The organism is Streptomyces sp. NPDC058221 (genome assembly GCF_042882365.1).
In the GTDB taxonomy this organism is placed as follows: domain Bacteria; phylum Actinomycetota; class Actinomycetes; order Streptomycetales; family Streptomycetaceae; genus Streptomyces.
The window spans coordinates 23,555-45,724 of the sequence record NZ_JBHVWF010000058.1; the positions used below are offsets into that span (position 1 = coordinate 23,555).

General features: G+C 71.4%; 24 protein-coding genes and 3 pseudogenes. 15 read left to right on the forward strand and 12 right to left on the reverse strand.

Translation table 11 applies throughout. The features are described 5' to 3' along the window. Nucleotides 1–15: 15 nt before the first annotated feature. Entirely contained in the window at nucleotides 16–1,410 is a 1,395-nt protein-coding gene (locus ACFVW8_RS19780; protein ID WP_389691668.1) for a hypothetical protein, read from the forward strand. Nucleotides 1,411–1,527: 117 nt separating this feature from the next. Further along, nucleotides 1,528–2,204: pseudogene (locus ACFVW8_RS19785) on the forward strand (helix-turn-helix domain-containing protein). 420 nt (nucleotides 2,205–2,624) lie between these two features. Here ACFVW8_RS19785 and ACFVW8_RS19790 read toward each other — a convergent pair. The 3 genes from ACFVW8_RS19790 to ACFVW8_RS19800 all read right to left on the reverse strand — a co-directional run bounded on the left by ACFVW8_RS19790 (nucleotide 2,625) and on the right by ACFVW8_RS19800 (nucleotide 4,970). After that, on the reverse strand, nucleotides 2,625–2,918 hold the full coding sequence (locus tag ACFVW8_RS19790) for a DUF1330 domain-containing protein (protein ID WP_389691670.1): 294 nt from the start codon (nucleotides 2,916–2,918) through the stop codon (nucleotides 2,625–2,627). Between the two features lie 112 nt (nucleotides 2,919–3,030). Next, nucleotides 3,031–4,485: an MFS transporter gene (locus ACFVW8_RS19795; RefSeq protein WP_389691714.1), complete on the reverse strand. Its 1,455-nt coding sequence runs from the start codon at nucleotides 4,483–4,485 to the stop codon at nucleotides 3,031–3,033. 26 nt (nucleotides 4,486–4,511) lie between these two features. Next, nucleotides 4,512–4,970: a MarR family winged helix-turn-helix transcriptional regulator gene (locus tag ACFVW8_RS19800; RefSeq protein WP_389691672.1), complete on the reverse strand. Its 459-nt coding sequence runs from the start codon at nucleotides 4,968–4,970 to the stop codon at nucleotides 4,512–4,514. A 119-nt stretch (nucleotides 4,971–5,089) separates the two neighbouring features. On the opposite strand from ACFVW8_RS19800, the gene ACFVW8_RS19805 reads away from it, so the two are divergent. Continuing rightward, on the forward strand, nucleotides 5,090–5,524 hold the full coding sequence (locus ACFVW8_RS19805) for a VOC family protein (protein ID WP_389691674.1): 435 nt from the start codon (nucleotides 5,090–5,092) through the stop codon (nucleotides 5,522–5,524). Nucleotides 5,525–5,643: 119 nt separating this feature from the next. Beyond that, the gene (locus ACFVW8_RS19810) at nucleotides 5,644–6,273 is read left to right on the forward strand and encodes an alpha-ketoglutarate-dependent dioxygenase AlkB (protein WP_389691676.1); all 630 of its coding nucleotides are present in this window, start codon (nucleotides 5,644–5,646) and stop codon (nucleotides 6,271–6,273) included. Nucleotides 6,274–6,348: 75 nt separating this feature from the next. Here ACFVW8_RS19810 and ACFVW8_RS19815 read toward each other — a convergent pair whose 3' ends face one another. Beyond that, a complete protein-coding gene (locus ACFVW8_RS19815; protein WP_389691678.1) occupies nucleotides 6,349–7,371 on the reverse strand; it encodes a hypothetical protein in 1,023 nt (340 codons plus the stop codon). 211 nt (nucleotides 7,372–7,582) lie between these two features. Between ACFVW8_RS19815 and ACFVW8_RS19820 the strand changes: the two genes are divergently transcribed. Together ACFVW8_RS19820 and ACFVW8_RS19825 are read left to right on the forward strand one after the other, a co-directional pair. Next, nucleotides 7,583–7,903: a DMT family transporter gene (locus tag ACFVW8_RS19820; RefSeq protein WP_389691680.1), complete on the forward strand. Its 321-nt coding sequence runs from the start codon at nucleotides 7,583–7,585 to the stop codon at nucleotides 7,901–7,903. Then, the gene (locus ACFVW8_RS19825) at nucleotides 7,903–8,487 is read left to right on the forward strand and encodes a TetR/AcrR family transcriptional regulator (RefSeq protein ID WP_389691682.1); all 585 of its coding nucleotides are present in this window, start codon (nucleotides 7,903–7,905) and stop codon (nucleotides 8,485–8,487) included. The genes ACFVW8_RS19820 and ACFVW8_RS19825 overlap by 1 nt, the downstream gene beginning before the upstream one ends. On the opposite strand, the gene ACFVW8_RS19830 is transcribed toward ACFVW8_RS19825, so the two are convergent. Continuing rightward, nucleotides 8,378–8,692 (reverse strand): recombinase family protein, encoded by a 315-nt coding sequence (locus ACFVW8_RS19830; protein WP_389691684.1) that lies wholly within the window; start codon nucleotides 8,690–8,692, stop codon nucleotides 8,378–8,380. The genes ACFVW8_RS19825 and ACFVW8_RS19830 overlap by 110 nt on opposite strands. Here ACFVW8_RS19830 and ACFVW8_RS19835 point away from each other — a divergent pair. Beyond that, nucleotides 8,609–8,794 (forward strand): hypothetical protein, encoded by a 186-nt coding sequence (locus tag ACFVW8_RS19835; RefSeq protein ID WP_389691716.1) that lies wholly within the window; start codon nucleotides 8,609–8,611, stop codon nucleotides 8,792–8,794. The genes ACFVW8_RS19830 and ACFVW8_RS19835 overlap by 84 nt on opposite strands. Before the next feature lie 43 nt (nucleotides 8,795–8,837). On the opposite strand, the gene ACFVW8_RS19840 is transcribed toward ACFVW8_RS19835, so the two are convergent. Next, nucleotides 8,838–9,533 (reverse strand): response regulator transcription factor, encoded by a 696-nt coding sequence (locus tag ACFVW8_RS19840; RefSeq protein WP_389691686.1) that lies wholly within the window; start codon nucleotides 9,531–9,533, stop codon nucleotides 8,838–8,840. After that, nucleotides 9,530–10,783 carry a sensor histidine kinase gene (locus ACFVW8_RS19845; RefSeq protein WP_389691688.1) on the reverse strand — a complete coding sequence of 418 codons (1,254 nt, stop codon included), beginning with the start codon at nucleotides 10,781–10,783 and terminating at the stop codon, nucleotides 9,530–9,532. Before ACFVW8_RS19845 ends, ACFVW8_RS19840 begins: the two co-directional genes overlap by 4 nt. A 125-nt stretch (nucleotides 10,784–10,908) precedes the next feature. On the opposite strand from ACFVW8_RS19845, the gene ACFVW8_RS19850 reads away from it, so the two are divergent. From ACFVW8_RS19850 to ACFVW8_RS19860, 3 genes are read left to right on the forward strand one after another with little or no spacing between them, the layout of a single operon-like run. Then, nucleotides 10,909–11,856, forward strand: a complete 948-nt coding sequence (locus tag ACFVW8_RS19850) for an ABC transporter ATP-binding protein (RefSeq protein ID WP_389691690.1) — start codon at nucleotides 10,909–10,911, stop codon at nucleotides 11,854–11,856. Then, nucleotides 11,853–13,415, forward strand: coding sequence for an ABC transporter permease subunit (locus ACFVW8_RS19855; protein WP_389691692.1), 1,563 nt, complete (start codon nucleotides 11,853–11,855; stop codon nucleotides 13,413–13,415). The genes ACFVW8_RS19850 and ACFVW8_RS19855 overlap by 4 nt, the downstream gene beginning before the upstream one ends. Beyond that, nucleotides 13,412–14,248, forward strand: a complete 837-nt coding sequence (locus ACFVW8_RS19860; protein WP_389691694.1) for an ABC transporter permease subunit — start codon at nucleotides 13,412–13,414, stop codon at nucleotides 14,246–14,248. The genes ACFVW8_RS19855 and ACFVW8_RS19860 overlap by 4 nt, the downstream gene beginning before the upstream one ends. A 104-nt stretch (nucleotides 14,249–14,352) precedes the next feature. Here ACFVW8_RS19860 and ACFVW8_RS19865 read toward each other — a convergent pair whose 3' ends face one another. From ACFVW8_RS19865 to ACFVW8_RS19875, 3 genes and pseudogenes are all read right to left on the reverse strand, one after another. Then, nucleotides 14,353–14,640 carry a Tn3 family transposase gene (locus tag ACFVW8_RS19865; RefSeq protein ID WP_389691696.1) on the reverse strand — a complete coding sequence of 96 codons (288 nt, stop codon included), beginning with the start codon at nucleotides 14,638–14,640 and terminating at the stop codon, nucleotides 14,353–14,355. Nucleotides 14,641–14,728: 88 nt separating this feature from the next. Continuing rightward, nucleotides 14,729–14,806 (reverse strand): annotated as a pseudogene (locus tag ACFVW8_RS19870) (hypothetical protein); the annotation flags it as partial. A gap of 746 nt (nucleotides 14,807–15,552) precedes the next feature. Continuing rightward, nucleotides 15,553–15,804: pseudogene (locus tag ACFVW8_RS19875) on the reverse strand (family 43 glycosylhydrolase); the annotation flags it as partial. Nucleotides 15,805–16,201: 397 nt separating this feature from the next. Between ACFVW8_RS19875 and ACFVW8_RS19880 the strand changes: the two are divergent. Together ACFVW8_RS19880 and ACFVW8_RS19885 are read left to right on the forward strand one after the other, a co-directional pair. Beyond that, nucleotides 16,202–16,582, forward strand: coding sequence for an ester cyclase (locus tag ACFVW8_RS19880; protein ID WP_389691698.1), 381 nt, complete (start codon nucleotides 16,202–16,204; stop codon nucleotides 16,580–16,582). An 11-nt stretch (nucleotides 16,583–16,593) separates the two neighbouring features. Continuing rightward, nucleotides 16,594–17,007: a nuclear transport factor 2 family protein gene (locus ACFVW8_RS19885; protein WP_389691700.1), complete on the forward strand. Its 414-nt coding sequence runs from the start codon at nucleotides 16,594–16,596 to the stop codon at nucleotides 17,005–17,007. Nucleotides 17,008–17,095: 88 nt separating this feature from the next. On the opposite strand, the gene ACFVW8_RS19890 is transcribed toward ACFVW8_RS19885, so the two are convergent. Beyond that, complete coding sequence (locus tag ACFVW8_RS19890) at nucleotides 17,096–18,394, reverse strand: lipase (RefSeq protein ID WP_389691702.1); 1,299 nt, start codon at nucleotides 18,392–18,394, stop codon at nucleotides 17,096–17,098. Between the two features lie 131 nt (nucleotides 18,395–18,525). Beyond that, nucleotides 18,526–19,410: a winged helix-turn-helix transcriptional regulator gene (locus ACFVW8_RS19895; protein ID WP_389691704.1), complete on the reverse strand. Its 885-nt coding sequence runs from the start codon at nucleotides 19,408–19,410 to the stop codon at nucleotides 18,526–18,528. A 106-nt stretch (nucleotides 19,411–19,516) separates the two neighbouring features. Between ACFVW8_RS19895 and ACFVW8_RS19900 the strand changes: the two genes are divergently transcribed. The 3 genes from ACFVW8_RS19900 to ACFVW8_RS19910 all read left to right on the forward strand — a co-directional run. Beyond that, entirely contained in the window at nucleotides 19,517–20,752 is a 1,236-nt protein-coding gene (locus ACFVW8_RS19900; protein WP_389691706.1) for an MFS transporter, read from the forward strand. Further along, nucleotides 20,749–21,345 carry an RNA polymerase sigma factor gene (locus ACFVW8_RS19905; RefSeq protein ID WP_389691708.1) on the forward strand — a complete coding sequence of 199 codons (597 nt, stop codon included), beginning with the start codon at nucleotides 20,749–20,751 and terminating at the stop codon, nucleotides 21,343–21,345. The genes ACFVW8_RS19900 and ACFVW8_RS19905 overlap by 4 nt, the downstream gene beginning before the upstream one ends. Beyond that, nucleotides 21,332–22,170, forward strand: an 839-nt coding sequence (locus tag ACFVW8_RS19910) for a CU044_5270 family protein (protein ID WP_389691710.1), incomplete at its 3' end; no start/stop codon positions are given. The genes ACFVW8_RS19905 and ACFVW8_RS19910, both read left to right, overlap by 14 nt.

Sequence of the window (22,170 nt, forward strand, 5' to 3'; positions counted from 1 at the left end):
ACGAGAGGCTCACCCGTGCCGCACCGCTTCGTCCTCCCGCACCGCCGGACCGTCGCCGCCGCGGGAGGTGCTCTGGCACTGGCCGCCCTGGGCCTCGGCGTACCCGCGCACGCCGCGAGCTACGGGACACCGACGATCACGCTGTCCTCCGGCTATCTCTCCGGCGCCGTCGGGGCGACCGGCGACCCCGTGGTGACGGTCACCGTCGGCCAGAGCGGAGCCGATGCGTCCGCGCTCGGCGTGGCCGCCTCCGCCAGCTCCAAGTCGTCCGTCGCCGCCACCGGCGATGTGACGGTGACCGGTACGGGCGCTGCCCGGCAGCTCCGGGTCGCCGCCCACGGCCGCGGGTACACCGACCTCACCATCAAGGTCACCGGCCTCGGCGGCAGGACCGCCACCAAGTCACTGCACTACGCGGCCTCGGCCGCCGTGCAGAACGCCGCGGGCACCCGCTATCTCACCGGATCGTCGGACATTTCGGCCGCGGTCGACGTCGGCGGCGGCTATGCGGTCGTCGCCGACGACGAGTCCAACACCCTCCGCCTCCACGACCGTTCGGCCTCGGGCGCACCCGTCCGCACCTGGGACTTCTCCTCGCAGCTCGGGGTCTCCAAGGAGATCGACATCGAGGGTGCCACCCGCGTCGGGAACACGATCTACTGGACCGGTTCACTGGGCAACAACAAGGACGGCGAGTACAAGTCCGACCGCAACACCGTCTTCACGACGACGGTCACCGGTTCCGGCGCCGACACCCGGCTGACCGTCGGGGGCTCCTACAAGAAGCTCCGGGACGACCTCGTCGCCTGGGACAAGTCCAACGGCGACCGCTACGGATTCGCCGCGGGGACGAAGGACGGTGAAGCGCCCAAGCAGATCGACGGGTTCAACATCGAGGGCCTGGAGTTCGCACCCGGCTCGACGACCACCGCCTACCTGGGCTTCCGGGCGCCTCTCGTCCCGCCGAAGGAGGGCGGCAAGGCGCTGATCGTGCCCGTCACCAACTTCGACAAGGTGGCCGGCTCCGGCGCGAAGGCCGCCGTCGGCGCCCCCATCGAACTGGACCTCGGCGGGCTGAGCATCCGCGACATCCGCAAGAACTCGGCCGACCAGTACCTGATCGTGGCCGGCTCCTGGGCCGCGGACGACAACTCCGACCCGTACGCCCTCTACTCCTGGGACGGCGTGGCCGGAAACGCACCGGTCAAGCGCCTCGACCTGCCGACCTCCGACCCGGGCGGCTGGGAGGCCGTCGTCGACGTACCGGACCTGAACACACCCGGCGCCCGCGCACAGCTCATCACGGACGCGGGATCGGCCGATCTATACGGGGACGGCACGGAGGCCAAGGACCTCGACCACGACGAGTGGAAGAAGTCCCGCGCCACCTGGTTCACGGTCGGCGGCTGATCGGCACAGCGTGTGCGGCGGCTCGCTCCGCGTACGGCCGTGCCCGCCGGGCGGGTACGGCCGTTTCGTTGTCTGTTCCCTCGCAGCCGCTTCCCCCGGCCGGGGTAGTTTGTCGGCATGGCTTCCGAGCGTCTGGGGGACAAGCTCTCGCGTCTCCGCCGAATCGCCGACCTCACTCAAGAGGCGCTGGCTGAACGCTCCGGCGTGTCCGTGGACGTGATCCGGACGGCTGAGCAGAAGCGGAAGCACAGTGCACGACTGCCGACCCTCCATGCCCTGTCCGATGGGCTCGGCGTCGAACTGACGACCCTGCTCGGCGACCCTCCCGGCGTCCCGTCGACGGGCGAGTCCGACCCCCCGCAGCTGGTTGCCGTGCGACGCGCGATTCACCCATTGATGTTCGCGCCACCGCAGGAGTCCGACGGAGCCGAGGTGCTTACCTCCGATCTCCTGCGCGCCGAGATCGCCGACGCGTGGACCATGTACCACTCCGCGGAGTTCCCTCAGCTCTTGAACCTTCTCCCCGGCATCCTCGCCGACGCCCGTCTCACGGCGTCAGAAGGACACGCCCCGGCCCTGGCGCACCTGGCTGCCCCTTCGGTGTGGCACGGGGGCACACCGACCTGGGCCACACCGAAGGGGCAGTGAAGGCGCTGGAGTCGCTGCGAAGGGTCGCCCCGACGTGGATGCGTCAGCACACGCTTGCTGTGTCCATCGTCAATGACCTCTGGGAGTTGCCTTCCCATCCTGCTGGACTGCGGCCCCTCGCGGAGTTCCTCGGCGTCGCCGGTTAGCGTGACGTAAGTAGGCCGTTCCGTCCCTGGGATGCTCCCGCGTTCGGCGCGATGCTCGGTCCGTCGACGGATCAGTGGGAGGGGCGGCCAATGGCGCACAAGAGCACGACACAAGGATCTCCGGTCCAGTCAGGTGATCCCACGGAGCATCCCCGTGCGGTCCCGGGCTGTGACGTCTGCACGGCCCTCGCGAAGCAATGGCATCAGGCGTCTGCGCCGGCGAGCCCCGCATACGACGTCACGCACGCAACCGACTTGGCGGTCAGATCCGGCGTCACCCTCACCAGCGCGCGGGACGGCCGTCATGAGCCGTTCCGTCATCCAGTCGCCTGATGCTGTCCGCGACGGTGCGGCGCGCTGACGAGCCGGGGTGATCCCCGCAGTCGGCTTGGTGTTTCGTCGCCGACGCAGCCTCGATCGTCAGCCGAGGCCTTCGATGATGCGGAAGTCGCGCTCGACGCCGTCAGCCAGTGTGGCCAGTGCTTCCTGGTAGGCCGCACTCGCGCGTGCGGCGACCGCCTGTTCGAAGCTGTCGAACTCAATCAGGATGGTGCGCTCGGCGATTCCGGCGTCGTGTGCGACGACCCGGCCGTCGCGGGCGAGCAGCCGCCCGCCCGCGGCCCGGACGGCCGGAGCGGCCAGCTTGTTGTAGGCAGTCAGCTTCTCGGGGTCCGCAATGGTGCGGTAGACGCTGACCCAATAGCCCTTGGCCACGGTAACTCCTGTGTTCGCAATGGATGTTCAGAAGTGTGCTCAGATCCACGGCCGGCACGCTGTGGGCCGGCGAGCCGAGGGAGACGGCGTCGACGTCGGACGGCTTCGATCCTCAGCTTCCGGTTCGACTCGACCGGCCCGGGCCCGGCCCACCGGCCGGGGCCGGGCCCGGATGGGTCTCGGGTGAGTGCCGGCGGGCGAGGGCGAGTGCGGCCATCATCGTGATCGCCATCGCGGCGACGCCGGCCAGCGCCGCGGTCGTGTAGGCGTCGTCGTTCGGGAAGAGCCGGCCCGTGTCGGTGCCGGCAGCCAGGACCAGGCCGCCGATGGCGCTGCCCAGGGAGTACCCGACGCTGCGGACGACGTAGTTGAAGCTCATGGCACTAGACGTCTCGCTCCTGGGAGTGACGGCCAGGATGACGCCGGGCATGGCGGCCGAGAAGCTGCCGACGCCGAAGCCCAGCACGCCCATGGCCGCGAGCAGTTCGGCCAGGTCGGACCGGGCGGAGGCGAACAGGACGAACCCGCCGCCGACGATGGCGGCGCTGCCGGCCAGGACCACGGGGGCGTCGATCCGTTTGCGGACCCGCGGCGTGAGCTTGCCGGCGACGAACCCCAGCACGGAGAACGGGATGAGGACCAGCCCGGCGACGAAGGTGGTCAGTCCGAAGCCGTAGCCGGCGCTGTGCGGCGTCTGCGCGTAGCGGGTGATGAGCGTGAGCAGGAGGTACATGCCGATCCCGCCGGCGAACATGGCGATGTTCGCCCCGGCGACCGCCGGGTGCCGTACTGCCCGGACGTCGATCAGGGGTGTCTTGGTTCGCAGTTCGGAAACGGCCCAGACGCAGAGCAGGAGTACGGCGGCGACGGCAAGGGCCACCGCCACGGCGAGGTGTCGGCTCCACAGGCTGCTCTCGCCGGCCAGGAACAGGACGAGGAGCAGACCTCCCGCCAGGACGAGCGCACCGGCCACGTTCACGTGAGCGGAGCGGCCTTCGGGAGCTGCGGGCATGGAGCGCCACGCGGTCACGAAGGCGATGGTGGTGACGAGCAGGCCGAGGCCGTAGGCGGCCCGCAGTCCGCCGAACTCGGCGAGCAGCGCGGCCAGCGGGTAGCCGACCCCGGCTCCGATGATGGAGACCACGGAGATCAGGGCGATCGCAGCCGCGCTGCGCTCCTCGGGAAGATGGTCGCGGGCCACGCCCATCATCAGCGCCGTGAGACCGAGTCCGACGCCTTGGGCCGCTCTGCCCGCGAGCAGCCAGGCGAACGGCAGCGGCAGCACGGTGAGCGTGCTGCCGACGACGACGATCGCCAGCGTGGCGAGAATCGTGGCCCGCCGGTGCGGGCCGGCTCCGAGCCGGCCGAGGACGGGTGTGGCGACGGCGCCGCTGAGCAGGGAGATGGTCAGCGTCCACTGCGCGCTGTCGAGGGAGACGTGGAACGTGGTCGCCACGCTGGTGATGAGCGGCGTCCCGAGGCTGGCGACCGCCGCCACGACCAGGGCGATGAACGTCAGGGCGGGGACCAGCGGACGTGCCTCGGAACGTGTCGGGGCTGTGCTCATGGGCTGGTCGTGCGCCTGGGCTTCGGTCACCGGCCCGACTCCTCTCGGGCGTGGCTTTCGAGCTCCGCCAGATGCAGCAGCGCCGGAAGGGCTGCTGCCAGGGCCTCGACCTCGGCACCGGTGAGGTCGTCGATCAACCGCGCGTACGCGTCGACGCCTGCTTGGCGTCGCGTCCGGACGTACGACGCGCCGGCCTCGGTCAGGCACACCAGCGTGACCCGTTTGTCGGACGGATCGCCCTTCCGCTCGACCAGCCCGGATTCCTCCATCACCCGGACCAGGACCGTCATCGCGGGCTGGGTGACGCCCTCGGCCACCGCCAGATCGGTGATCCGTCGCGGGCCGGTCTTGTCCAGGGTGGCCAAGGCGGCGGCGGACGTCAGGCTCATGTCGCGGGGAAGGCGTCTCACAGCCCTGGTGGCCAGACCGTAGAGGGCTGACCCGATGGCATCGGAAGCGTCGTGCGCGGCGTCTCGGCGACTCATGTCTGAAGCATAGCTGCTTTATATAAATTCTTTATGTACTTCCTGACGCTGCCTCGCCCCTTGCCTGTGCGACGGTCCGGATGGGCCCGACTGTCAGAGGTGCGCAGTACGGTCCACCCATGGCAGCCCACATCGATCTGACCTTTGACTGCGCGAACGCGCGGCTCCTCGCCGATTTCTGGAAGACGGCGCTCGGCTACATCGACGAGCCGCCGCCGGCCCCCTTCAGGACGCGCGAGGAGTGGTTCGCGTCGTTCGGCCTGCCGGAGGACGACTCCGTGGACGACGCCGCCTGGCTCTGCGATCCCGACGGCGTCGGCCCCCGCCTGTCCATCCTCAAGGTCCCCGAGCCCAAGACGGCGAAGAACCGGCTCCACATCGACGTCCGGGTGCCGGGGCACGGCAGTGCCGATGAGCGGTGGGCCCGGATCGAGGCGGAGGTCGAACGCCTGGTGCGGGCCGGTGGGAGCGTCCTGGGGACGTTCGACCGGCACCACGTGATGATGGCGGACCCGGAGGGCAACGAGTTCTGCGTGGCCGCCGCCTCGGGGTGACGGTCCGATCCGCCGGCGGCCGGTCCGGCACGGAGGGCCTCACCCCTGAAGGGGACGGGATGAGGCTCTCCGAGTCGCGCCGGATGGGCACGTCTGTTCGATTCGCGTAGGCTGGGTGCATGGCAACGCACCAGCTCCAGGGATCACTCTTCGACCAGAGCGACGACGTACGCCTGGGCCCGTTGGCCGGGATCCGCCGGACGATCCTCGGTGACGGGGCCTGGATCGACCTTCTGCCGGGCTGGCTCAGCGGCGCCGGAGCGCTGTTCGAGCGGCTGGCCGCGGACGTTCCGTGGCAGGCGGAACGCCGGCAGATGTACGAGAGGGTCGTGGACGTGCCCCGCCTGCTCGCCTTCTACCGGGCCGGTGAACCGCTGCCGCACCCCGTTCTCGACGAGGCGCGCCGAGCCCTGTCCGCGCACTACGCGGCCGAGCTCGGCGAGGAGTTCACGACAGCCGGCCTGTGCCACTACCGCGACGGGCGCGACAGTGTGGCCTGGCACGGCGACCGCATCGGCCGGGGCGCCCGCGAGGACACGATGGTCGCCATCCTTTCCGTCGGCACCCCCCGCGACCTGCTGCTCCGCCCGCGCCGCGGTGGCGAGACCGTCCGCCGCACCCTCGGGCACGGCGACCTGATCGTGATGGGCGGCTCGTGCCAGCGGACCTGGGAGCACGCCATCCCCAAGTCGGCCCGTGCCGCCGGGGGGCGGATCAGCGTCCAGTTCCGGCCGCACGGGGTGCAGTAAGCGGTCCGCCGGTCCGCCCCTGGCGGCCCGCACCTGCTGAGCCGGAACGCCGGGCAGCGCCGGCGGGCCCGCACCTCAGCCCGTGTACTGCGGCGGTACCGCGGCGGCCTCGGCGAGGACCGGGCCCAGATCCTCCGTACGGATGCGGCGGTCCACGTACAGCAGGCCGGTCACCAGCGGCGGGAAGGTGGCCACGATCAGCTGGCTGACCAGCTGTCCGATCACCATGGCCAGTGCATAGCCGCTCATGGCGACGATGACCGACGTCGGGTTCGGGTCGTCGCTCAGGTTCGCCGAGCCGAGCGCGCCGGAGAACATGCCGATGAACGAGAACGGCAGCTGGATCAGATAGCTCGCGGTCCCCGCGACGGCGCCGGCCAGCAGACTGATTCCGAAGATCCGCCACCAGTCACCGCGTACCAGCAGGGACGAGCGGCGCAGCGCGGCGACGGGCCCCTGGTTCTCGAAGACCACGGCCGACGGGGCCAGACTGAACTTCACCCAGAGCCAGACCGCCAGCGGCGCCGTGGCCAGGGCGCCGAGGATGCCGATGACGACCAGCGTGACCGAGACGCCGTCGCCGCCGTCCATGCTGACCACGCCGATCACCAGAGCGACCACCCCGGCCCAGGCCAGCAGGATCGGGACCATCGCGATCACCCAGGTCAGGAACACCGTTCCGATCACGGCGGGTACCCGGGTCCAGGCCCGCTGCCAGACGGCGGAGAAGGTGGTCGGCCGCCCCAGGACCGCTTCCTGGAGCACCACCGGCACGGCCGCGTACATCATGGCCGTCGAGATCGCGGCCGCGACCAGGCACACCAGCACGATGGCGCAGAAGGCGACGAGCAAAGGCACCCAGTCCTCGCTACGGGGGTCCTCGTCGCCGCTGAGCGCGAATATCCGGTCCAGATGGTCCGCGGTGGCGGCATACGCGATCGCGATCGTTGCCGCGACCACGGCAAGCGCTCCGCCGTACACGGCCGCGCCGACGCCGAACAGCTGCTTCGCATGGCGGCCGACGGTGGCGAACGCGCCGTTGAATATGTCCCCGAGCCTCAACGGCCCCAGGGGTATCACCCCCGGTTTGGGCGGCATCCAGCCGCCGCCCCAGCCGCCCCAACCGGGCGGCCCTCCGGGAGGCCCCCCGTACGGCGCGCCCCCGTAAGGCGCGCCGCCCCACCCTGCGTCCTGCGTCACTGCCGCTCCGTCTGTCAGCCGATCATGTACATGGACGGACCACGGTAGCGTCCCCGCCGTTCGGGTGAATCCCCACTGTCCTGCACCATCGATGCGTACACTCGTACACATGGGATATGGACTGCTGGCCGCGGCCATCGCGGCGGAAGTGGCCGGGACGACCGCCATGAAGTACAGCGAGGGGTTCACCCGGCTCTGGCCCTCCCTGATCACCGTCGTCGGCTATCTGCTCGCCTTCTCGCTGCTGGCCCAGACCCTCAAGACCCTGTCGATGGGCACCGCCTACGCGATCTGGGCCGGGACCGGCACCGCCGCCGTCGCCGTCATAGGGATGCTGTTCATGGGGGAGTCCGGCAGTCTGCTGAAGCTTGCGGGCATCGTGCTGGTCATCGCCGGTGTGGTGGTGCTCAACATGGGCGGTGCGCACTGATGGTCCGGCGGTACGACCCCGAGCGGCGCGGCCGGATCATCGATGCGGCGATCCGGGTGGTCGGCGCCAAGGGGATCGCCGGGCTCAGCCACCGCTCCGTCGCCGCAGAGGCCGATGTGCCGCTCGGCTCGACGACGTACCACTTCGCCTCGCTGGACGAGCTGTTGACCGCCGCGCTCCGCCGGTCGAACGAGAACTTCGCCGCGGTCATGCGCGAGAGCCGTGCCCTCGCCGACCCGGAAGCCGACCTCGCAGCCGAACTCGCCCGTCTGCTGGGGGAGTTCTTCGGAGGTGGCCGGGGCCGGGCGGAGCTGGAGTACGAGCTCTACCTCGCCGCGCTGCGCCGGCCCGCGCTGCGTCCGGTCGCCGCCGAATGGACCGACGCCACGGCCTGCCTCCTCGCCGCACGCACCGGTCCGGCCACCGCGCGGGCGCTGGTCGCGCTGATGGACGGGATCTGTCTGCAGGTCCTGCTCACCGGTGGCGAGTACGACGAGGCGTACGCGCGGGAGATGCTGGGCCGGATCGCGGGCGCCGACGAGGAGAAGGACGGACGCGCAACCAGGCTTGGCCGGCCCGGCTGACGGCGGTGTCTTCCGTCGACTCACGGATGTTCTCCCGCTCCGCCTCCGCCATCGCCGCGAAGAACGCGAACAGCAACTTCCCCGGCCCGGTGGCGTCGTGGATGCCCGGCAGGGGTCCGGCGTGCATCTCCAGGACCAGGCCGTGGGCAGCGAGGTGGTCGGCGAGCGCGGTGAGTTCGGCGGCGTCGCGGCCGAGGCACTTCATCTCCTACACGGTGACGATGACCCGGCAGTGTGGGGCGTGCGCCTTGACCTCCCGCGCCGTCCGCAGCGCGTCCCCGACCCGGGGGCGGACCGCGGGCGCTGATCTTGCTCGCGCAAAGGACCGTTGGTGAGAGTAGTCGCGTGTGTCAGTCTCCGAAGCCGGCTGCCCAGTCGGGTGGGACGGCGTTGATGATCCGATATCCCACGCCGGGTGTGGTGGAGATGGCCGGGGGGTCGCCGAGTTTGCGGCGCAGCCGGCTGATGGTCACCGTGACCGTGTTGGTGAACGGGTCGGCGTGCTCGTCCCAGACCTGTTCGAGGAGGCCTTCCGCGCTGAGGAAGGCGGGGCTCGCGTTCAGGAGGGCTTCGAGTACCGCGAATTCCTTTACAGAGAGGTCGAGTTGGCGACCGTCGCGGCTGGCGGTGTGGCGCATCGGGTCGAGTTCGATGCCCGCCGCGCTCAGGGTGCGGGACCGGGCGGCGGGGCGACGGCGGGCCAGGGCGCGGATGCGCAGGACGAGTTCGGGAAAGTGGAAGGGCTTGGCGAGGTAGTCGTCAGCACCCAGGGTCAGGCCGCTGACGCGGTCGCCGGGTGAGTCGGCGGCGGTCAGCATCAGGACCATCACGCGGCCGTCCCGCTCGGTGATCATCTGGCAGAGAGTGTCGCCGTGGATGCCTGGCAGGTCGCGATCGAGCACGACGACGTCGTACGCGTTGACGTCCAGCTTGGCCGCGGCATCGAGCCCGTCGTGGGCCACGTCTACGGCCATGCCCTGGTCGCGCAGTCCCTCGGCGATGACTTCGGCGAGGGGGCGGGCGTCCTCGACCACCAGGACTCTCAACGCGCCACGCCCGTCCCTGCGTCGGGGGCTTCCGCCGTCGTCCTGCCGTCCGTACGGGGGAGGGTGATGGTCACGCGCAGGCCGCCGTCGGGGCGGGCGTGCAGGTCCAGGGTGCCGTGGTGGGCCTGGGCGATGGCCGCGACGATGGAGAGGCCGAGGCCGCTGCCCCGGCCGGTGCCGGTCCGGTCGGCGCCAAGGCGGCGGAAGGGTTGCGCGAGGTCCGCCACCCGCTGCTGGTCAAGGACCGGCCCGCTGGACTCGACGACGAGGGACACTGCGCCCGCGTCGTCTCCTTCGGCCCGTACCGCGACACTGATCCAGCCCCCGGGGTCGTTGTGCGCGATCGCGTTGTCGACCACGTTGTCGGCCACGCGGCGCAGCAGCGTCTGGCTGCCCCACACCCACCCGGAGTCGTCGCTCCGGTTTTCACGCACGGTCAGCCCCTTGGCCGCGATGTCCTTTGCCCGTCCGGTCAAGGCGGTCAGCGCGAGTTGGCCGAGGGCGAGGCGCGCCGAGTCGGTGAACTCGCCGTGCTGGGTGCGCGCCAGGATGAGGAAACCCTCCAGCAGCCGGTCCACCTGGTCGAGTTCGGCGCGCATCCGGGCCGCCAGCGTCGCTGTGGTCTCGGGTACCGGGCCCGGCTTGGCGAGGGCCACGTCAAGGGAGGCCCGCATTGTGGTGAGCGGAGTGCGCAGCTCGTGGGAGGCGTTGGCGACGAAGAGGCGCTGGGCGTCGAAGGAGCCCTCCAGGCGGCCGAGGAGGTCGTCGATGGTGTCGGCGAGGTCCTTCACCTCGTCGCCGGGGCCGCCGATGGCCAGGCGTTCGTGCAGGCTGTCGGCGGTGATCCGGCGGGTGGCCGCAGTCATCACGCGCAGCGGGCGCAGCACCCGGCCGGCGACGAACCATCCGAGGCCGACCGAGATCACCACCATGACGCCGAGGGCGATGGCCGAGCCGATCACGATCTGCCGGGACTGGGTGTCGTGCAGCTGGGTCAGCTGCTGCTCCAGCTCGTCGATGCGGCCCTGGGCCTGTGTCGCCGTGGCGGGTGGACCGGTGCCGCCATCGGGGGCGGTCTGGCTGGAGCGCGATCCGCCGGATGCCACCACGGCCGCGATGGCCAGCAGCGCCGTTCCCGACAGCAGGAACAGAGTCACGTACAAGGCGGTGAAGCGGGTGCGGGCAGTGCCACGGCGCAGGCCGAGCCGGGCAGTCAGGCCCGCGAGCCGTCGGGGCGGCCCCCATTTCATCCGCATGCTCCCCTCTCGCCACCGCACCAGGACACGTACCAGGACAGGCTATGCCGAGGCGCCTAACAACGAGATGACAGTGACCGTTCGGCCCCTGTAACTCGCTCCGTCACAGGGTGGGGGCCATGAGCGATGAGAGTACGAAGGCGACGATCGAGGTCATCGGTCTGCGTAAACGCTTCGGGCCACAGCTGGCTCTGGACGGTATGACGTTCACCGTGCAGCCCGGACGGGTGACCGGCTTCGTCGGCCCGAACGGCGCGGGCAAGTCCACCACCATGCGCGTGATCCTGGGCCTTGACGCGGCGGAGGAGGGAAAGGCCCTGGTCGACGGGGTGCCGTACCGCACCCTGCGTCGCCCGCTTCGGTATCTGGGGGCACTGCTCGACGCCTCCGCGCTGCAGCCGAGCCGCACCGCCCGTAACCACCTGCTGTGGCTGGCCCACTCACAGGGCGTGCCGGCCCGGCGGGTGGACGAGGTCATCGATCAGGCCGGCCTGGGCACGGCGGCCCGGCGCAAGGCCGGCGGCTTCTCGCTGGGCATGCGCCAGCGCCTGGGGATCGCGGCGGCGCTGCTGGGGGACCCGCCGGTGGTCATGCTGGACGAGCCGTTCAACGGCCTGGACCCCGACGGCATCGTGTGGATGCGCGGCTTCCTGTCGTCGCTGGCCCGGCAGGGCCGCGCCGTCCTGGTCTCCAGTCACCTGATGAGCGAACTCGAAGACACCGCGGACCATCTCGTGGTGATCGGCCGCGGCCGGGTCGTCGCGGACACCAGCGTGTCCGAGCTGCTCGCCGAGGCGTCCGGCGGCCGGGTCACCCTGCGTACCTCCGCGCCTGCGCGCGCCGCCCAGGTGCTGCACGGCGCGGGCGCCACCGTTCTCGCCACCGGCACCGACACCCTCGGCGTCACGGGCCTGCCCGACGAGGAGATCGTGGCACTGCTCGCCCGGAACGGGGTGCCGTTCTCCCAGGTGTCCGCGCACCGGGCGACGCTCGAAGAGGCGTACATGGAGCTCACCCGGGACACGGTGGAGTACCGGGGCATCCCGGCGGGGGAGGCTACGCGATGACCGCCACCGTCACCCCTCGTCCCCCGGCCACGAGGCGCGCTGAGCAGAGTGGGTTCCTCAGGACGCTGCACGCCGAGTGGACGAAGTTCCGTACGGTACGCGGCTGGGTCCTCGCCATGGCGGGGGCGCTCATGGTGACGATCGTGGTCGGCCTGCTCGGCACGGCCGCCCCCGCCCCCGGCGGTCGTGGCGCCGAGTCCGCCTCGTACCCGAAGGGACCCGGCGGCGAGGCCGTCAACGACAGCTTCTACTTCGTCCACAGGACGCTCACCGGCGACGGCACCCTCACCGTCCCCCTGCGGTCGCTGACTGGTGTGGCCGACACCGGGACCGGCAAGACGGCCCAGGGCGCCCAGCCCTGGGCGAAGGCAGGGATCATCGTGAAGGAAAGCCTCAGCCAGGGAGCCCCGTACGCGGCGGTCATGGCCACCGGCGGCCACGGTGTGCGCATGCAGTACGACTACACGCACGACACAGCGGGCCCTTCCGGCAAGGTCACCCAGGAGTCCCCGCGCCGGCTGCGCCTGGTCCGCTCCGGCGACATCCTCACCGGTTCCTCGTCCACCGACGGCTCCCACTGGACCGAAGTCGGCCATGCGAAGCTGCCGGGGCTTGCGCGCACCGTGCAGGCCGGGCTCTTCGCCACGTCACCGCAGGCGAAGCAGGACACCGCGGCGGGCACGGGCTTCAGCCCCGCCGTGGCCACGGGCACCTTCGGCCGCCCCGCCCTCACCGGCGGCTGGTCCCAGAGCGCGTGGAGCGGCACACAGGTGGGCGGCGACGCGGGCACCTCCGGCAGCTACACGAACACCACCAAGGGCGGCTTCACCCAGACCGACGGCGGCGGGTTCACCGTGACCGGGGCCGGTGACATCGCACCGGTCGTCGGCGGGCCTGTCATGGGCGTCGGCTTCTCCGTCGAGAACTTCCTCGTCGGCACCTTCGCCGGGCTGCTCGTGGTGATCGCCGTGGGCACGGTGTTCATCACCGGCGAGTACCGGCGCGGTCTGCTGCGTACGACCATGGCGGCAACTCCCTTGCGGGGCCGGGTGCTTGGCGCCAAGGCGCTGGTGGCCGGGGGCGTCGCGTTCGCCATCGGCCTGGTGGCCGCCGTGATCACCATTCCCCTCGGGGAACGCAGCGCGGGCGGCAGGGGCTTCCATGTCTTCCCCGTCACGTCGGCGACCGAAGTGCGCGTCATGGTCGGCACCGGCCTGCTCTGCGCAGCCGCCGTCGTGCTCGCTCTCGGCGTCGGTGCCCTGCTGCGGCGCAGCGGCACGGCGGTCGCCCTGGTCATCGCGTCGATCGTGCTGCCCTTCCTGCTTGCCACCTCCGGCGTATTGCCCCCGGGCGTCTCGGAGTGGCTGCTGCGGGTGACCCCGGCTGCGGGCTTCGCCATCCAGCAGACCCTGCCGCAGTACGCGCAGGTGCTCAGCGTGTACGAGCCGTCGACCGGCTACTACCCGCTGGCGCCATGGGCCGGCCTCGCCGTGCTGTGCGGATACGCCGCGCTCGCCTTCGGTCCGGCCGTGGTGCGGCTGCGCGGGAGGGACGTATGAGCCTCCTGAGAAGTGCACGACTCACGAGCACGGCGGACGGCGCGTGGCGAGGGGGCTTCGGCCGGGCCCTGCGCGCGGAGTGGACGAAGCTGCGCACCGCAGGGGACATGGGCAGGTTGCTCCTGCTCGCCGTCGCGCTGACCGTGTCCGTCGGCTGCGGCACCGCCAAGGCCGTGAAGTGCCCGGCTACGGGGTGCGGCCAGGACGCCGTCAAGTTCGCCCTGACCGGCGTCACCGTCGGGCAGGCGGTCATCGCCGTCCTCGCGGTGCTGGCCGTCAGCGGCGAGTACGGCACCGGGATGATCCGCACCACACTCACGGCGGTGCCGAACCGGCTCACCGTCCTCACCGCCAAGGCGACGGTCCTCACCACGGTTGTCCTGATCTCCGGGACGGCTGCCGTCCTCGCCTCGCTCCTTGCCGGCCGCTACATCCTGCCCGGCAACGGATTCACCGAGGCCCACGGCTATGCCCCGCTGTCCCTGGCCGACGGCCCGACCCTGCGCGCGGCCGTGGGTTCGGTCCTCTACCTCGTCCTGATCGGCCTGCTCGGACTCGGCGTGGCCACGGCGGTACGGGAGGCGGCGACCGCCATCGGGATCGTGCTCGGGCTGCTCTATCTCTTCCCGGTCGTCACCCAGGTGGTCAACGACCCGGAGTGGCAGCGCCGCCTCCAGCAGATCTCGCCCATGACCGCCGGACTCGCGGTCCAATCCACCGTCCATCTGAACGAGCTGCCCATCGGCCCATGGGCCGGTCCGGGCGTGCTCGCCACGTGGGCCGCGGCCGCGCTGCTGGTCGGCGGCCTGCTGCTGCACAGGCGCGACGCGTAGCCGAATCGAGCCGACCACGAGCGCGGTGGATCCGGGCCCCTCCCCGGCCCGGCGCCACACCCGGTCAACGATCCAGCCGACCGGGAGCGACACCGGGCGGGTCCTCAGGTTGCCGACCCGGACCCACCGTCCGCCGCCGATCGGGCGGCTTCCGCCTCGGGCACGGTGCGGGGGCCGGGCACCGTGGACGCCGTGGCGGCGCGGGCGAGGTGCGAGTTCATGTCCAGCTCGAACCTGCCGCAGGGGGTCACGTGGGTCCAGAACAGTGGGGACAGGGCCCGCCGGTCCGCGTCGCTGAGCCGCTTCTGCCACTTCTCCTCCCTCAGGATGTCCTGAAGCGGCAGAGTGTTGACGTGCACCAACGCGGACTGGAGCAGGTGCAGAGCGAGCATGGACGCCTCCTGGGACTCCTTGTCGGAGCCGGTCAGGCAAGGAGTCCTTGCCGTAGAACAGGTCGTGGTTGGCGGAGTTCCAGTTCTCTACGACCTGGAGCCCGTCGTTGATCTCGCGGCGCAGGTCGGCGTCGGCGAGGTAGCCGCAGATGAACGCCGTACGCACCGGCTTCGGGGGAACAGGGTCCTGACGGCGGTGGAGAACTTGAGCGACCGTCCGGCCTCGCTCCGGAACGTCGAGCCGTTGTCGTCGCTGTAGGACTCGCCGCCGCCCGGATAGGGGCTGGAATCGTTGTACGCAAGGCCGTAGCAGCCGGTGGTGGCAGCCGACCTGACCAGCAGACCGTAGCGTTTTCCGGCCGCGACGGTGATGCCCGGTGCCACCGTGACGTCCCGTGGCGACCAGCCGATCTTCTCGGCGGGCACGAGCGTGGAGCTCAGGGTGGCGCCGGTGGGATGGAACGATTCATCCGCCGCGTAGACGCTGATCTCGAGGCCTGCGTCGGGATTTCCGGACTGGAAGCCCGAGTAGGAGACGGCGGACAGTGTCCCGCTCCGGGTGGGTGTGAACGTCTGGAACCGGGCCACGCCCGCGCCGATGTCGCAATAGGTGCGGAACCCGCTGACGCCGTCGGCCCGGTCGGCGTCGGGCCGCGGGGTCTGGTGCCCGGCCGCGCCGGTGGCCAGAGTCAGGGGGAAGGAGTTCCGGCAGGTCATCGGGGAGATCGCTCCGGCGTCGGTGAACTCCAGTGGCGCCCAGTAGTAGTTCGAGAGTGCTTCGTTGCGCTGCCCGTTGTTCCAGAGGTCGCTCGCGTAGAGGTAGGCGGTGCCCGATGTCGTCGGGATCTCGGAGACGAACGCGGGCTGTCCGCCGCAGGAGTCGGAACTGATCTTCGTCGGCGGCGACCAGGGGCCCAGTGGGCTCGGCGCTGTCCGGTACGAGATGCCGGTGCCCGCGCAGTAGCCGCAGTTCGGGTCGGAGTAGGTCAGATAGTAGGTGCCGTCGCGTTCGAACAGGGCCGGTGCCTCGGTCTGGCTCTGGCCGAGCCTGGTGTACTCGCCGGTTCCTGTGAGGTAGCCGGGGGAGAGGTGTTCCACGACGAGGTCGCCGTTACTGCGCCAGTCGGTGTAAGCGAGGTAGGCGGTGCCGTCAGTGTCGACGAAGACGTCATGGTCGCCGTTGTTGGTCCCGCCCGGCGGGGCGTCGTTGTTCTCTCAACACGCCCTGGACGTAAGTCTGTTGGCCCGTGCGGTCCGGTGGCCCCTGCTCGACGGGGGCACAAGGTCCCTCTGCTCGGGACCTTCGCGGAATGCGCCGGGGCGATGCGGGGCGTAGCGTCGTAAACGCGACAGGAGATCGCCGCTCCTCAGCGGTAGATCCTGTCGTACGCCCCTGACGGGGGCGGCAAGGGAAAGTAGTAACAGCGTCGGCGCGCCTGCCCAGGCGGCCTCTGTGACGCGAAGGGCACACCCAGTCGAGAAATCCTGGGTTCCCGGTGCTACCCCCTGCTGTCTTCCGCATGAACCGCCCCGGGAACCCTCTACCGGAACGGATGAGTTCATGTCGGACATCGAGCGCAACAAGAACGTCGTCGTCGACTACTACCGGACCGCCTTCGGGGGAAACCCGGAGAAGGCCGTCGCCGACCACTTCGGTCCCCAGTACGTCCAACACAACCCCGACGCCCAGGACGGTCCGGAGGCGTTCATCGGCTTCGTCAAGTACCTGCGCGGTGAGTACCCGGACCTGCACCTGGACATCAAGCGCGTCATCGGCGAAGGCGACATGGTCGTCACCCACTCCCACCTCGTCCTGGAGCCCGGCAAGCCCGGTCGGGCCCTGGCCGACTACTTCCGGCTGGAGAACGGCAAGGTCGTCGAGCACTGGGACGTCATCCAGGAAGTCCCCGAGAGTGCCGCCAACGACAACGGCATGTTCTGAGGGGCTGCCTGATGACATCACCTCGCGAAGCCTTGTCCGTGGACCCGGCCGACGTGGTCAGACGCCAGTATCTCGCCTCCGCCACCGGGGACATGGAGCTGTGGCGGACTGCTGTGGCGGACGACGTGGAGTGGACGGAGAGCGCCGGCTTCCCGCTGGCCGGCACCTATCGCACCCCCGATGCCGTGGTCGCGGGCGTTTTCGAGCGGCTGGCCGAGGCGTGGGACGGCTGGGTCACCCACGACGACACCTACGTCGTCGATGGTGAGCGGGTCGTGGTGCTGGCCCGTTACAGCGCCACGAACAGGGCCACCGGGAAACCGATGGAGGCCCGGGTCGCGCACTGTTTCACGGTGCGCGGCGGAAGGATCGTGCGCTTCGAGCAGATCGTCGACTCCGCCAGGGTGCTGGCCGCCATGCCCTGACCGGCGGCGACAGTGCACGGCCGGTGGCCGGGTGCAGCCGGATGTGCCGGCTCCACCCGGCCACCGGCCGTGTTCATGGACGCGTCCGTCAGCGCCGCGCCAGCTCTCCGAACCAGCGCACGACGGCCGAGGTGGCGGCGACGTTGGACCCCAGATGGCGCGATCCGTCGTGGTCGACCGGGCCGAGATCGACGACCGGGGCGGACACGCCCTTGCCTGCCAGGGCTGCCCGGCAGTGCTCGGTGTTCTCGGTGACGGCCTGCTCGTCCCCGGACGCCATGTAGAGACGGACCGGGGCGCGGGGCGCCCAGTCGGTGCAGACGGCGTCGGTGCTGCGCAGCGCATCCGCCAGCGGACCGGTCGGATGGGCCAGGAGGGTGCGGCCGTGCCCGGTCAGCAGCTCGTCCAGGGAGTTCGGAGTGCCCCGCATCAGCTGTTCGCCGGTGTGGGCGCCGTCGAAAAGCGCCTCGATCGTGCTGTCGTACGGGGCCCGGAACACCTCGCCGGGAGTGTCGTAGATGTGGTGGAGCCGGTTGAAGGCGACCAGGGTGTACGCGGCGTACACCACGCTGGACTTGGGCTCCAGCTTGCCGGCGAGCAGGGCGGGCAGCTCCGCGCCGCCGAAGTCGTACGCGCCGCTGACCGGCGCCAGCGCGCCCAGCCTGAACCAGTGGTCCCGGCCCGACTCCAGGGCCCGGCCCAGGCCCAGGGCCGCCGAGGCACCCTGCGAGAAACCGGTGACCATGACCTCGCGCTCCAGCGCATGCCCGGTGCGGGGTGCGAAGGCGCGGGCGGCCCTGAGCATGTCCAGGGAGGCCGTGGTCTCGGAGCCGATGTCCATCCAGGGGTGCAGGCCGGGGCCCGTGCCGAGCCCCAGGTAGTCGGGCGCGACCGTGGCGGAACCGGCCGCCGCGTGCGCGATGGCCGGCGCCGACACGAACGCGGCGCGCTGCATGGACGGCGAGTCGTCCTTGTGGCTGCCGGTGCCGTGCGCGAAGGACACCGTGGGCAACCGGCGTTCGGTGTGCAGCGGAGTGACGAACAGTCCGCTCGCGGTGGTGGGCCGGCCGTGTGCATCGATGGTCCGGTAGACCAGCCGGTAGGCGACGACGCCGTGCCGGACGGTGTCGCCCGCGAACCCGGCCCTGCCCAGCTCGGCGGTCACGGCCGAAGGGGTCGCGAGCGTGTACAGCTTCTCGGCGGAGACCAGGGTGCCCCGGCCGGACGCCACGTCGGACGCGGCTGAGTGCGCCGCCGGTGCGGCGGTCGCGGTCGCGACGGCCGGCCCGCTCAGCAGCAGGCCGCAGCAGGCGGCCGCCGCGCATGCCCGCAGGGCGCCACGGGAACGGATTCCGTGGAACGGGGTCGGTGAGGCGGATACGGTCACGCATTCCTCCAAGTACGGCTCGGATACGGCTCGTCGAGCCTCCCGTGCCGTGCCTACCCGGCGCACTGGTGCCGCCCCCCGGATCCTTCTGGCGCCTGCCCCCGCCGCACGTGCGGTCCGGGCCCCGCCCGTTACCCCGCTGCCGACGTGGCCCGGACCGTCGCCAGGGCCGCCTGCACGCTCTGCTCGATGTCGGTGATCGGGTACAGCGCCTCGCGGACCGTACGGTCCCGGTCCACCACCAGCGTGAGCCGCTTCAGCCGGCTGATCCCGGCGGCCCGGAAGGTCGGCAGCCGCAACGCCGCCGTCAGATCGAGACCGGCGTCCGACAGGAGCGGGAAGCGCAGCCCCTCCGCCTCCGCGAACGCCTGCTGCTCATCCGGGCGCTGGGTGGAGACGCCGTGCACCGTCGCACCCGCCGCGGTGAACTCGGCCAGCTGATCGCGGTAGGTGCACGATTCGAGGGTGCAGCCCCTCGCGCCGGGAATCCCGGACCAGCCCGGCGGATAGGACTCCTGGCGGGCGTAGGCGCCGGGGAAGAAGTACAGGACGGTGTACGGCGTTGTGGCCACCGGGTCGTGCCGGCCGCCGGTGTGCGCCGGCAGGCTCAGCTCCGGCACCCGGGTGCCCACCAGTGCGTGCACCCGGGCTGCCTCCTGCGAGGACTCCTGTGCGGTGGCCATCGTCGATCCGTCTCCCGTCACCCAGGCGTCGCCCCAGTCCTGGAGCGCGATCAGTACCGGCAGCAGGGCCCGGCCGCGCGGGGTCAGCCGGTACTCGTACCGGGCGGGCCGCTCCTGGTACGGCTCCCTGGACAGCACGCCCGCGTCGACCAGCAGCCGCAGCCGCTCGGCCAGGACCTTGCGGGACATCCCCAGCTCCTGCTGGAGGGCGTCGAAGCGGTGTACGCCGCGCGCCGCGTCCCGCACGATCAGCAGGGTCCACCAGTCGCCGACCACGTCCAGGGCCTGGGCGATCGCGCAGTCGGCGTCGGCCAGGCTGGTGCGCTGGGGCATGCGGTACCTCCGTCACGTCGGACGGCCATTCAACTGGATTGACCTGCGGACAGCATGCTGCCATAGTCCGTTCCCAAACGGAACTCACTCGGGGGCGGGCTGCGGGATGGGGATGCTGCGGGGCGTGCCGCGCACGGTACGGCTGCTGGCCTTCGGCGCGTTCTTCAACGGGGTGGTGAGCTTCACCTTCGTCTACTTGTTCGTCTATCTGACCGGCCCGCGTGGCCTCTCCGTCGCCCAGGCCGGGGTGCTCACCGGCATCGGCGGCGCCGGACTCGTCGCGGGCAACCTCACCGGAGGCTGGTTCGGCGACCGGTACGGGCACCGCCGGATGCTGCTGCTCGGTGCCTGTGTCAGCGGGGCCGTGCTCGTGGCCCTTCCGCTGCTGCCGCTCGCCGCCCTGTACTGCGTACTCCCGCTCGCCGAGTACGCGAGCGGAGTCGTGCGGTCCGCCAACGCCGCGCTCGTCGCCGTCTCCGTTCCCGAGGGTGCCCGCCGCCAGAGCTTCGCCCTCACCCGGTTCGCGAGCAACGGGGGCTTCACCGTCGGACCGCCGCTCGGCGCACTCGTCGCCGCCCGGTTCTCGTACGACTGGCTCTTCGTCATCGACGGTGTCGGCACACTGCTGTTCGCCGGATACGCGGCCCGCATCCTCCCCGCCCGCGGCACCGCGCACTCGCGGCCCGCACACCGCCCGGACGCCCCCGGACTGTGGAGCGAACTGCGGGCCAGGCCCGCGGTGCCGGTGCTCCTCGCCGCGATCGTCTGCGTCGACGCCGTCTACCGCCAGCAGTACTCCACGCTTCCCGTCTTCCTCGCCGACCACGGTCTCGGCACCCAGTTCTACGGCTGGCTCATCGCCGTCAACGGCGGCGTCATCCTCTGCCTCGAACTCCCCGCCGCCCACGCGCTGCGCGACCGGGCGCCGCTCGGCGTCGTGGGCACCGGACTGCTGCTCGTCGGGACCGGATACGCGGTGCTCATCCCCGGTGCGGGGGCACTGTTCGCCGTCATGATGATGGTCTCGCTGACCCTGGGCGAGATCCTCTACAAGACCACGGCGACGGCCTATGTCGCCGACCAGGCGCCCGCCCACGCCCAGGGCCGCTTCCAGAGCCTGTACGCGGGCGCCTCCATCAGCGGACAGGTACTGGCACCACCCCTGGGCGGTGCGCTCTACACCGCCGCTCCCGCGCTGCTCTGGCCCGTCTGCGCGGTGCTCGCCTGCGGTGCGGGGGCGGCCGTGCTCGCCGCCCGGCGACTGCGTGAACCCGGAAGGCCGCTTCGGGCAACAGGAGGTGACATGCCCCCCGCACAGCCGAAGGAGACGGAGACATTGTGACCGGACCACCGGGCGACGACGCGGCCGTCATCGGCCAGTCGTTGGAACGGCCCGAGACATTCGCGCTGCTCTACGACCGGTACGCCGCCGACATCCACCGCTACGCCGCCCGCCGCCTCGGCGAGGGCGCCGCCGACGACATCACCGCCGACACCTTCCTGATCGCCTTCCGCTCCCGCGCCCGTTTCGACACCGGGCGGGAGAGCGCCCGGCCCTGGCTGTACGGGATCGCGGCCAACCTCATCGGCAAGCACCGGCGCACCGAGGTCAGGGCGCTGCGCGCACTGGCCCGCACCGGAACGGACCCGGTCGCCGAGTCCTGGACCGAACGGGCCGATCACCGGGTCAGCGCCCAGGCGGCACACACCGAACTCGCGGGCGCGCTCGCCGCGCTGTCCGCCGGTGACCGGCATGTGCTGCTGCTGATCGCCTGGGCCGACCTCAGCTACCAGGAGGTGGCCGACGCGCTCTCACTGCCCGTCGGCACCGTCCGCTCCCGGCTCAACCGGGCCCGGCGCAAGGTGCGCCAGGCTCTGGGCGCCGATCCCACACGCGTGACCGAGAACCTGGAGGCGGCCCATGGACACGGATGAGATGACGCTGTTGCGGGAGCTGCGCGCCGACGCACCGGCGCCGGACCGGGCCTCCCTGGCCGAGGGCCGGCGGCGGCTGACCGGGAACACCGGGCGGCGGCGCCGGCTGCGCGCCGACTGGCGGCTCGCCGCGGTGGCGACGACGGCGGTGGTCGCCCTGGCGACCGTGCTCGGCACCCAGCTCATCGGCGGCGACCGAGGTGCGCCGACGGGGGCCGCGCCCGCCACCGTGACCGAACTCGGCAGCGCTGCCCAGGTGCTGCGGGACGCGGCCCGGGAGGTCGCGGACGACCCGGTGCCGACCCCGAAGGACGGGCAGTGGGTCTACACCAAGGACCTGGAGGTCCGCGCCCAGGAGGACGGCCCGGGGGAGGAGCGCGGCGGCCCCCGGGAGACCGAGCACTGGTACAAGTACGCGGACCCGGCCTTCGAGAACGGGAAGGCGGGCGACGACCACTCGCCCCGTGAGCGGTTCCTGTTCCTGGCGGAGCTGCCCTCCGACCCGGCCCAGGTGAAGAAGCGGGCCCGGGCCTTCTACCCGGGCGAGGACGAGTCCGTCGCCCGGCACGACTTCGGTGCGCTGTCGATGCTGGCGATGTCCTATCCGGCCGATCCGAAGGGGATCGCCGCGGTCTACCGGGCGATGGCCACCGTTCCCGGCCTCAGGGCCGTGCGGACCCGGGACGCGCTGAACCGGCCGGTCATCGGGATCCGCTACCCGGGGGAGCGCGATCTGTTCCTCCTGGATGTGCGGACCCTGAGGTTCGCCGGCCGGGGCTCGCTGGACTCCCCGACCGCGGACGGGGCCAGCGCCGTCCTGAAGAC

Bases quoted from the DNA above. Each gene is read 5' to 3' on its own strand.
- ACFVW8_RS19860 (WP_389691694.1), top strand. From the start codon at position 13,412: ATGAGCCTCCTGAGAAGTGCACGACTCACGAGCACGGCGGACGGCGCG.
- ACFVW8_RS19845 (WP_389691688.1), bottom strand. From the start codon at position 10,783: ATGAAATGGGGGCCGCCCCGACGGCTCGCGGGCCTGACTGCCCGGCTC.
- ACFVW8_RS19900 (WP_389691706.1), top strand. From the start codon at position 19,517: ATGGGGATGCTGCGGGGCGTGCCGCGCACGGTACGGCTGCTGGCCTTC.
- ACFVW8_RS19850 (WP_389691690.1), top strand. From the start codon at position 10,909: ATGAGCGATGAGAGTACGAAGGCGACGATCGAGGTCATCGGTCTGCGT.
- ACFVW8_RS19805 (WP_389691674.1), top strand. From the start codon at position 5,090: ATGGCAGCCCACATCGATCTGACCTTTGACTGCGCGAACGCGCGGCTC.
- ACFVW8_RS19895 (WP_389691704.1), bottom strand. From the start codon at position 19,410: ATGCCCCAGCGCACCAGCCTGGCCGACGCCGACTGCGCGATCGCCCAG.
- ACFVW8_RS19830 (WP_389691684.1), bottom strand. From the start codon at position 8,692: ATGAAGTGCCTCGGCCGCGACGCCGCCGAACTCACCGCGCTCGCCGAC.
- ACFVW8_RS19815 (WP_389691678.1), bottom strand. From the start codon at position 7,371: ATGCCGCCCAAACCGGGGGTGATACCCCTGGGGCCGTTGAGGCTCGGG.
- ACFVW8_RS19855 (WP_389691692.1), top strand. From the start codon at position 11,853: ATGACCGCCACCGTCACCCCTCGTCCCCCGGCCACGAGGCGCGCTGAG.
- ACFVW8_RS19820 (WP_389691680.1), top strand. From the start codon at position 7,583: ATGGGATATGGACTGCTGGCCGCGGCCATCGCGGCGGAAGTGGCCGGG.
- ACFVW8_RS19795 (WP_389691714.1), bottom strand. From the start codon at position 4,485: ATGAGCACAGCCCCGACACGTTCCGAGGCACGTCCGCTGGTCCCCGCC.
- ACFVW8_RS19885 (WP_389691700.1), top strand. From the start codon at position 16,594: ATGACATCACCTCGCGAAGCCTTGTCCGTGGACCCGGCCGACGTGGTC.
- ACFVW8_RS19825 (WP_389691682.1), top strand. From the start codon at position 7,903: ATGGTCCGGCGGTACGACCCCGAGCGGCGCGGCCGGATCATCGATGCG.
- ACFVW8_RS19810 (WP_389691676.1), top strand. From the start codon at position 5,644: ATGGCAACGCACCAGCTCCAGGGATCACTCTTCGACCAGAGCGACGAC.
- ACFVW8_RS19880 (WP_389691698.1), top strand. From the start codon at position 16,202: ATGTCGGACATCGAGCGCAACAAGAACGTCGTCGTCGACTACTACCGG.
- ACFVW8_RS19800 (WP_389691672.1), bottom strand. From the start codon at position 4,970: ATGAGTCGCCGAGACGCCGCGCACGACGCTTCCGATGCCATCGGGTCA.
- ACFVW8_RS19865 (WP_389691696.1), bottom strand. From the start codon at position 14,640: ATGCTCGCTCTGCACCTGCTCCAGTCCGCGTTGGTGCACGTCAACACT.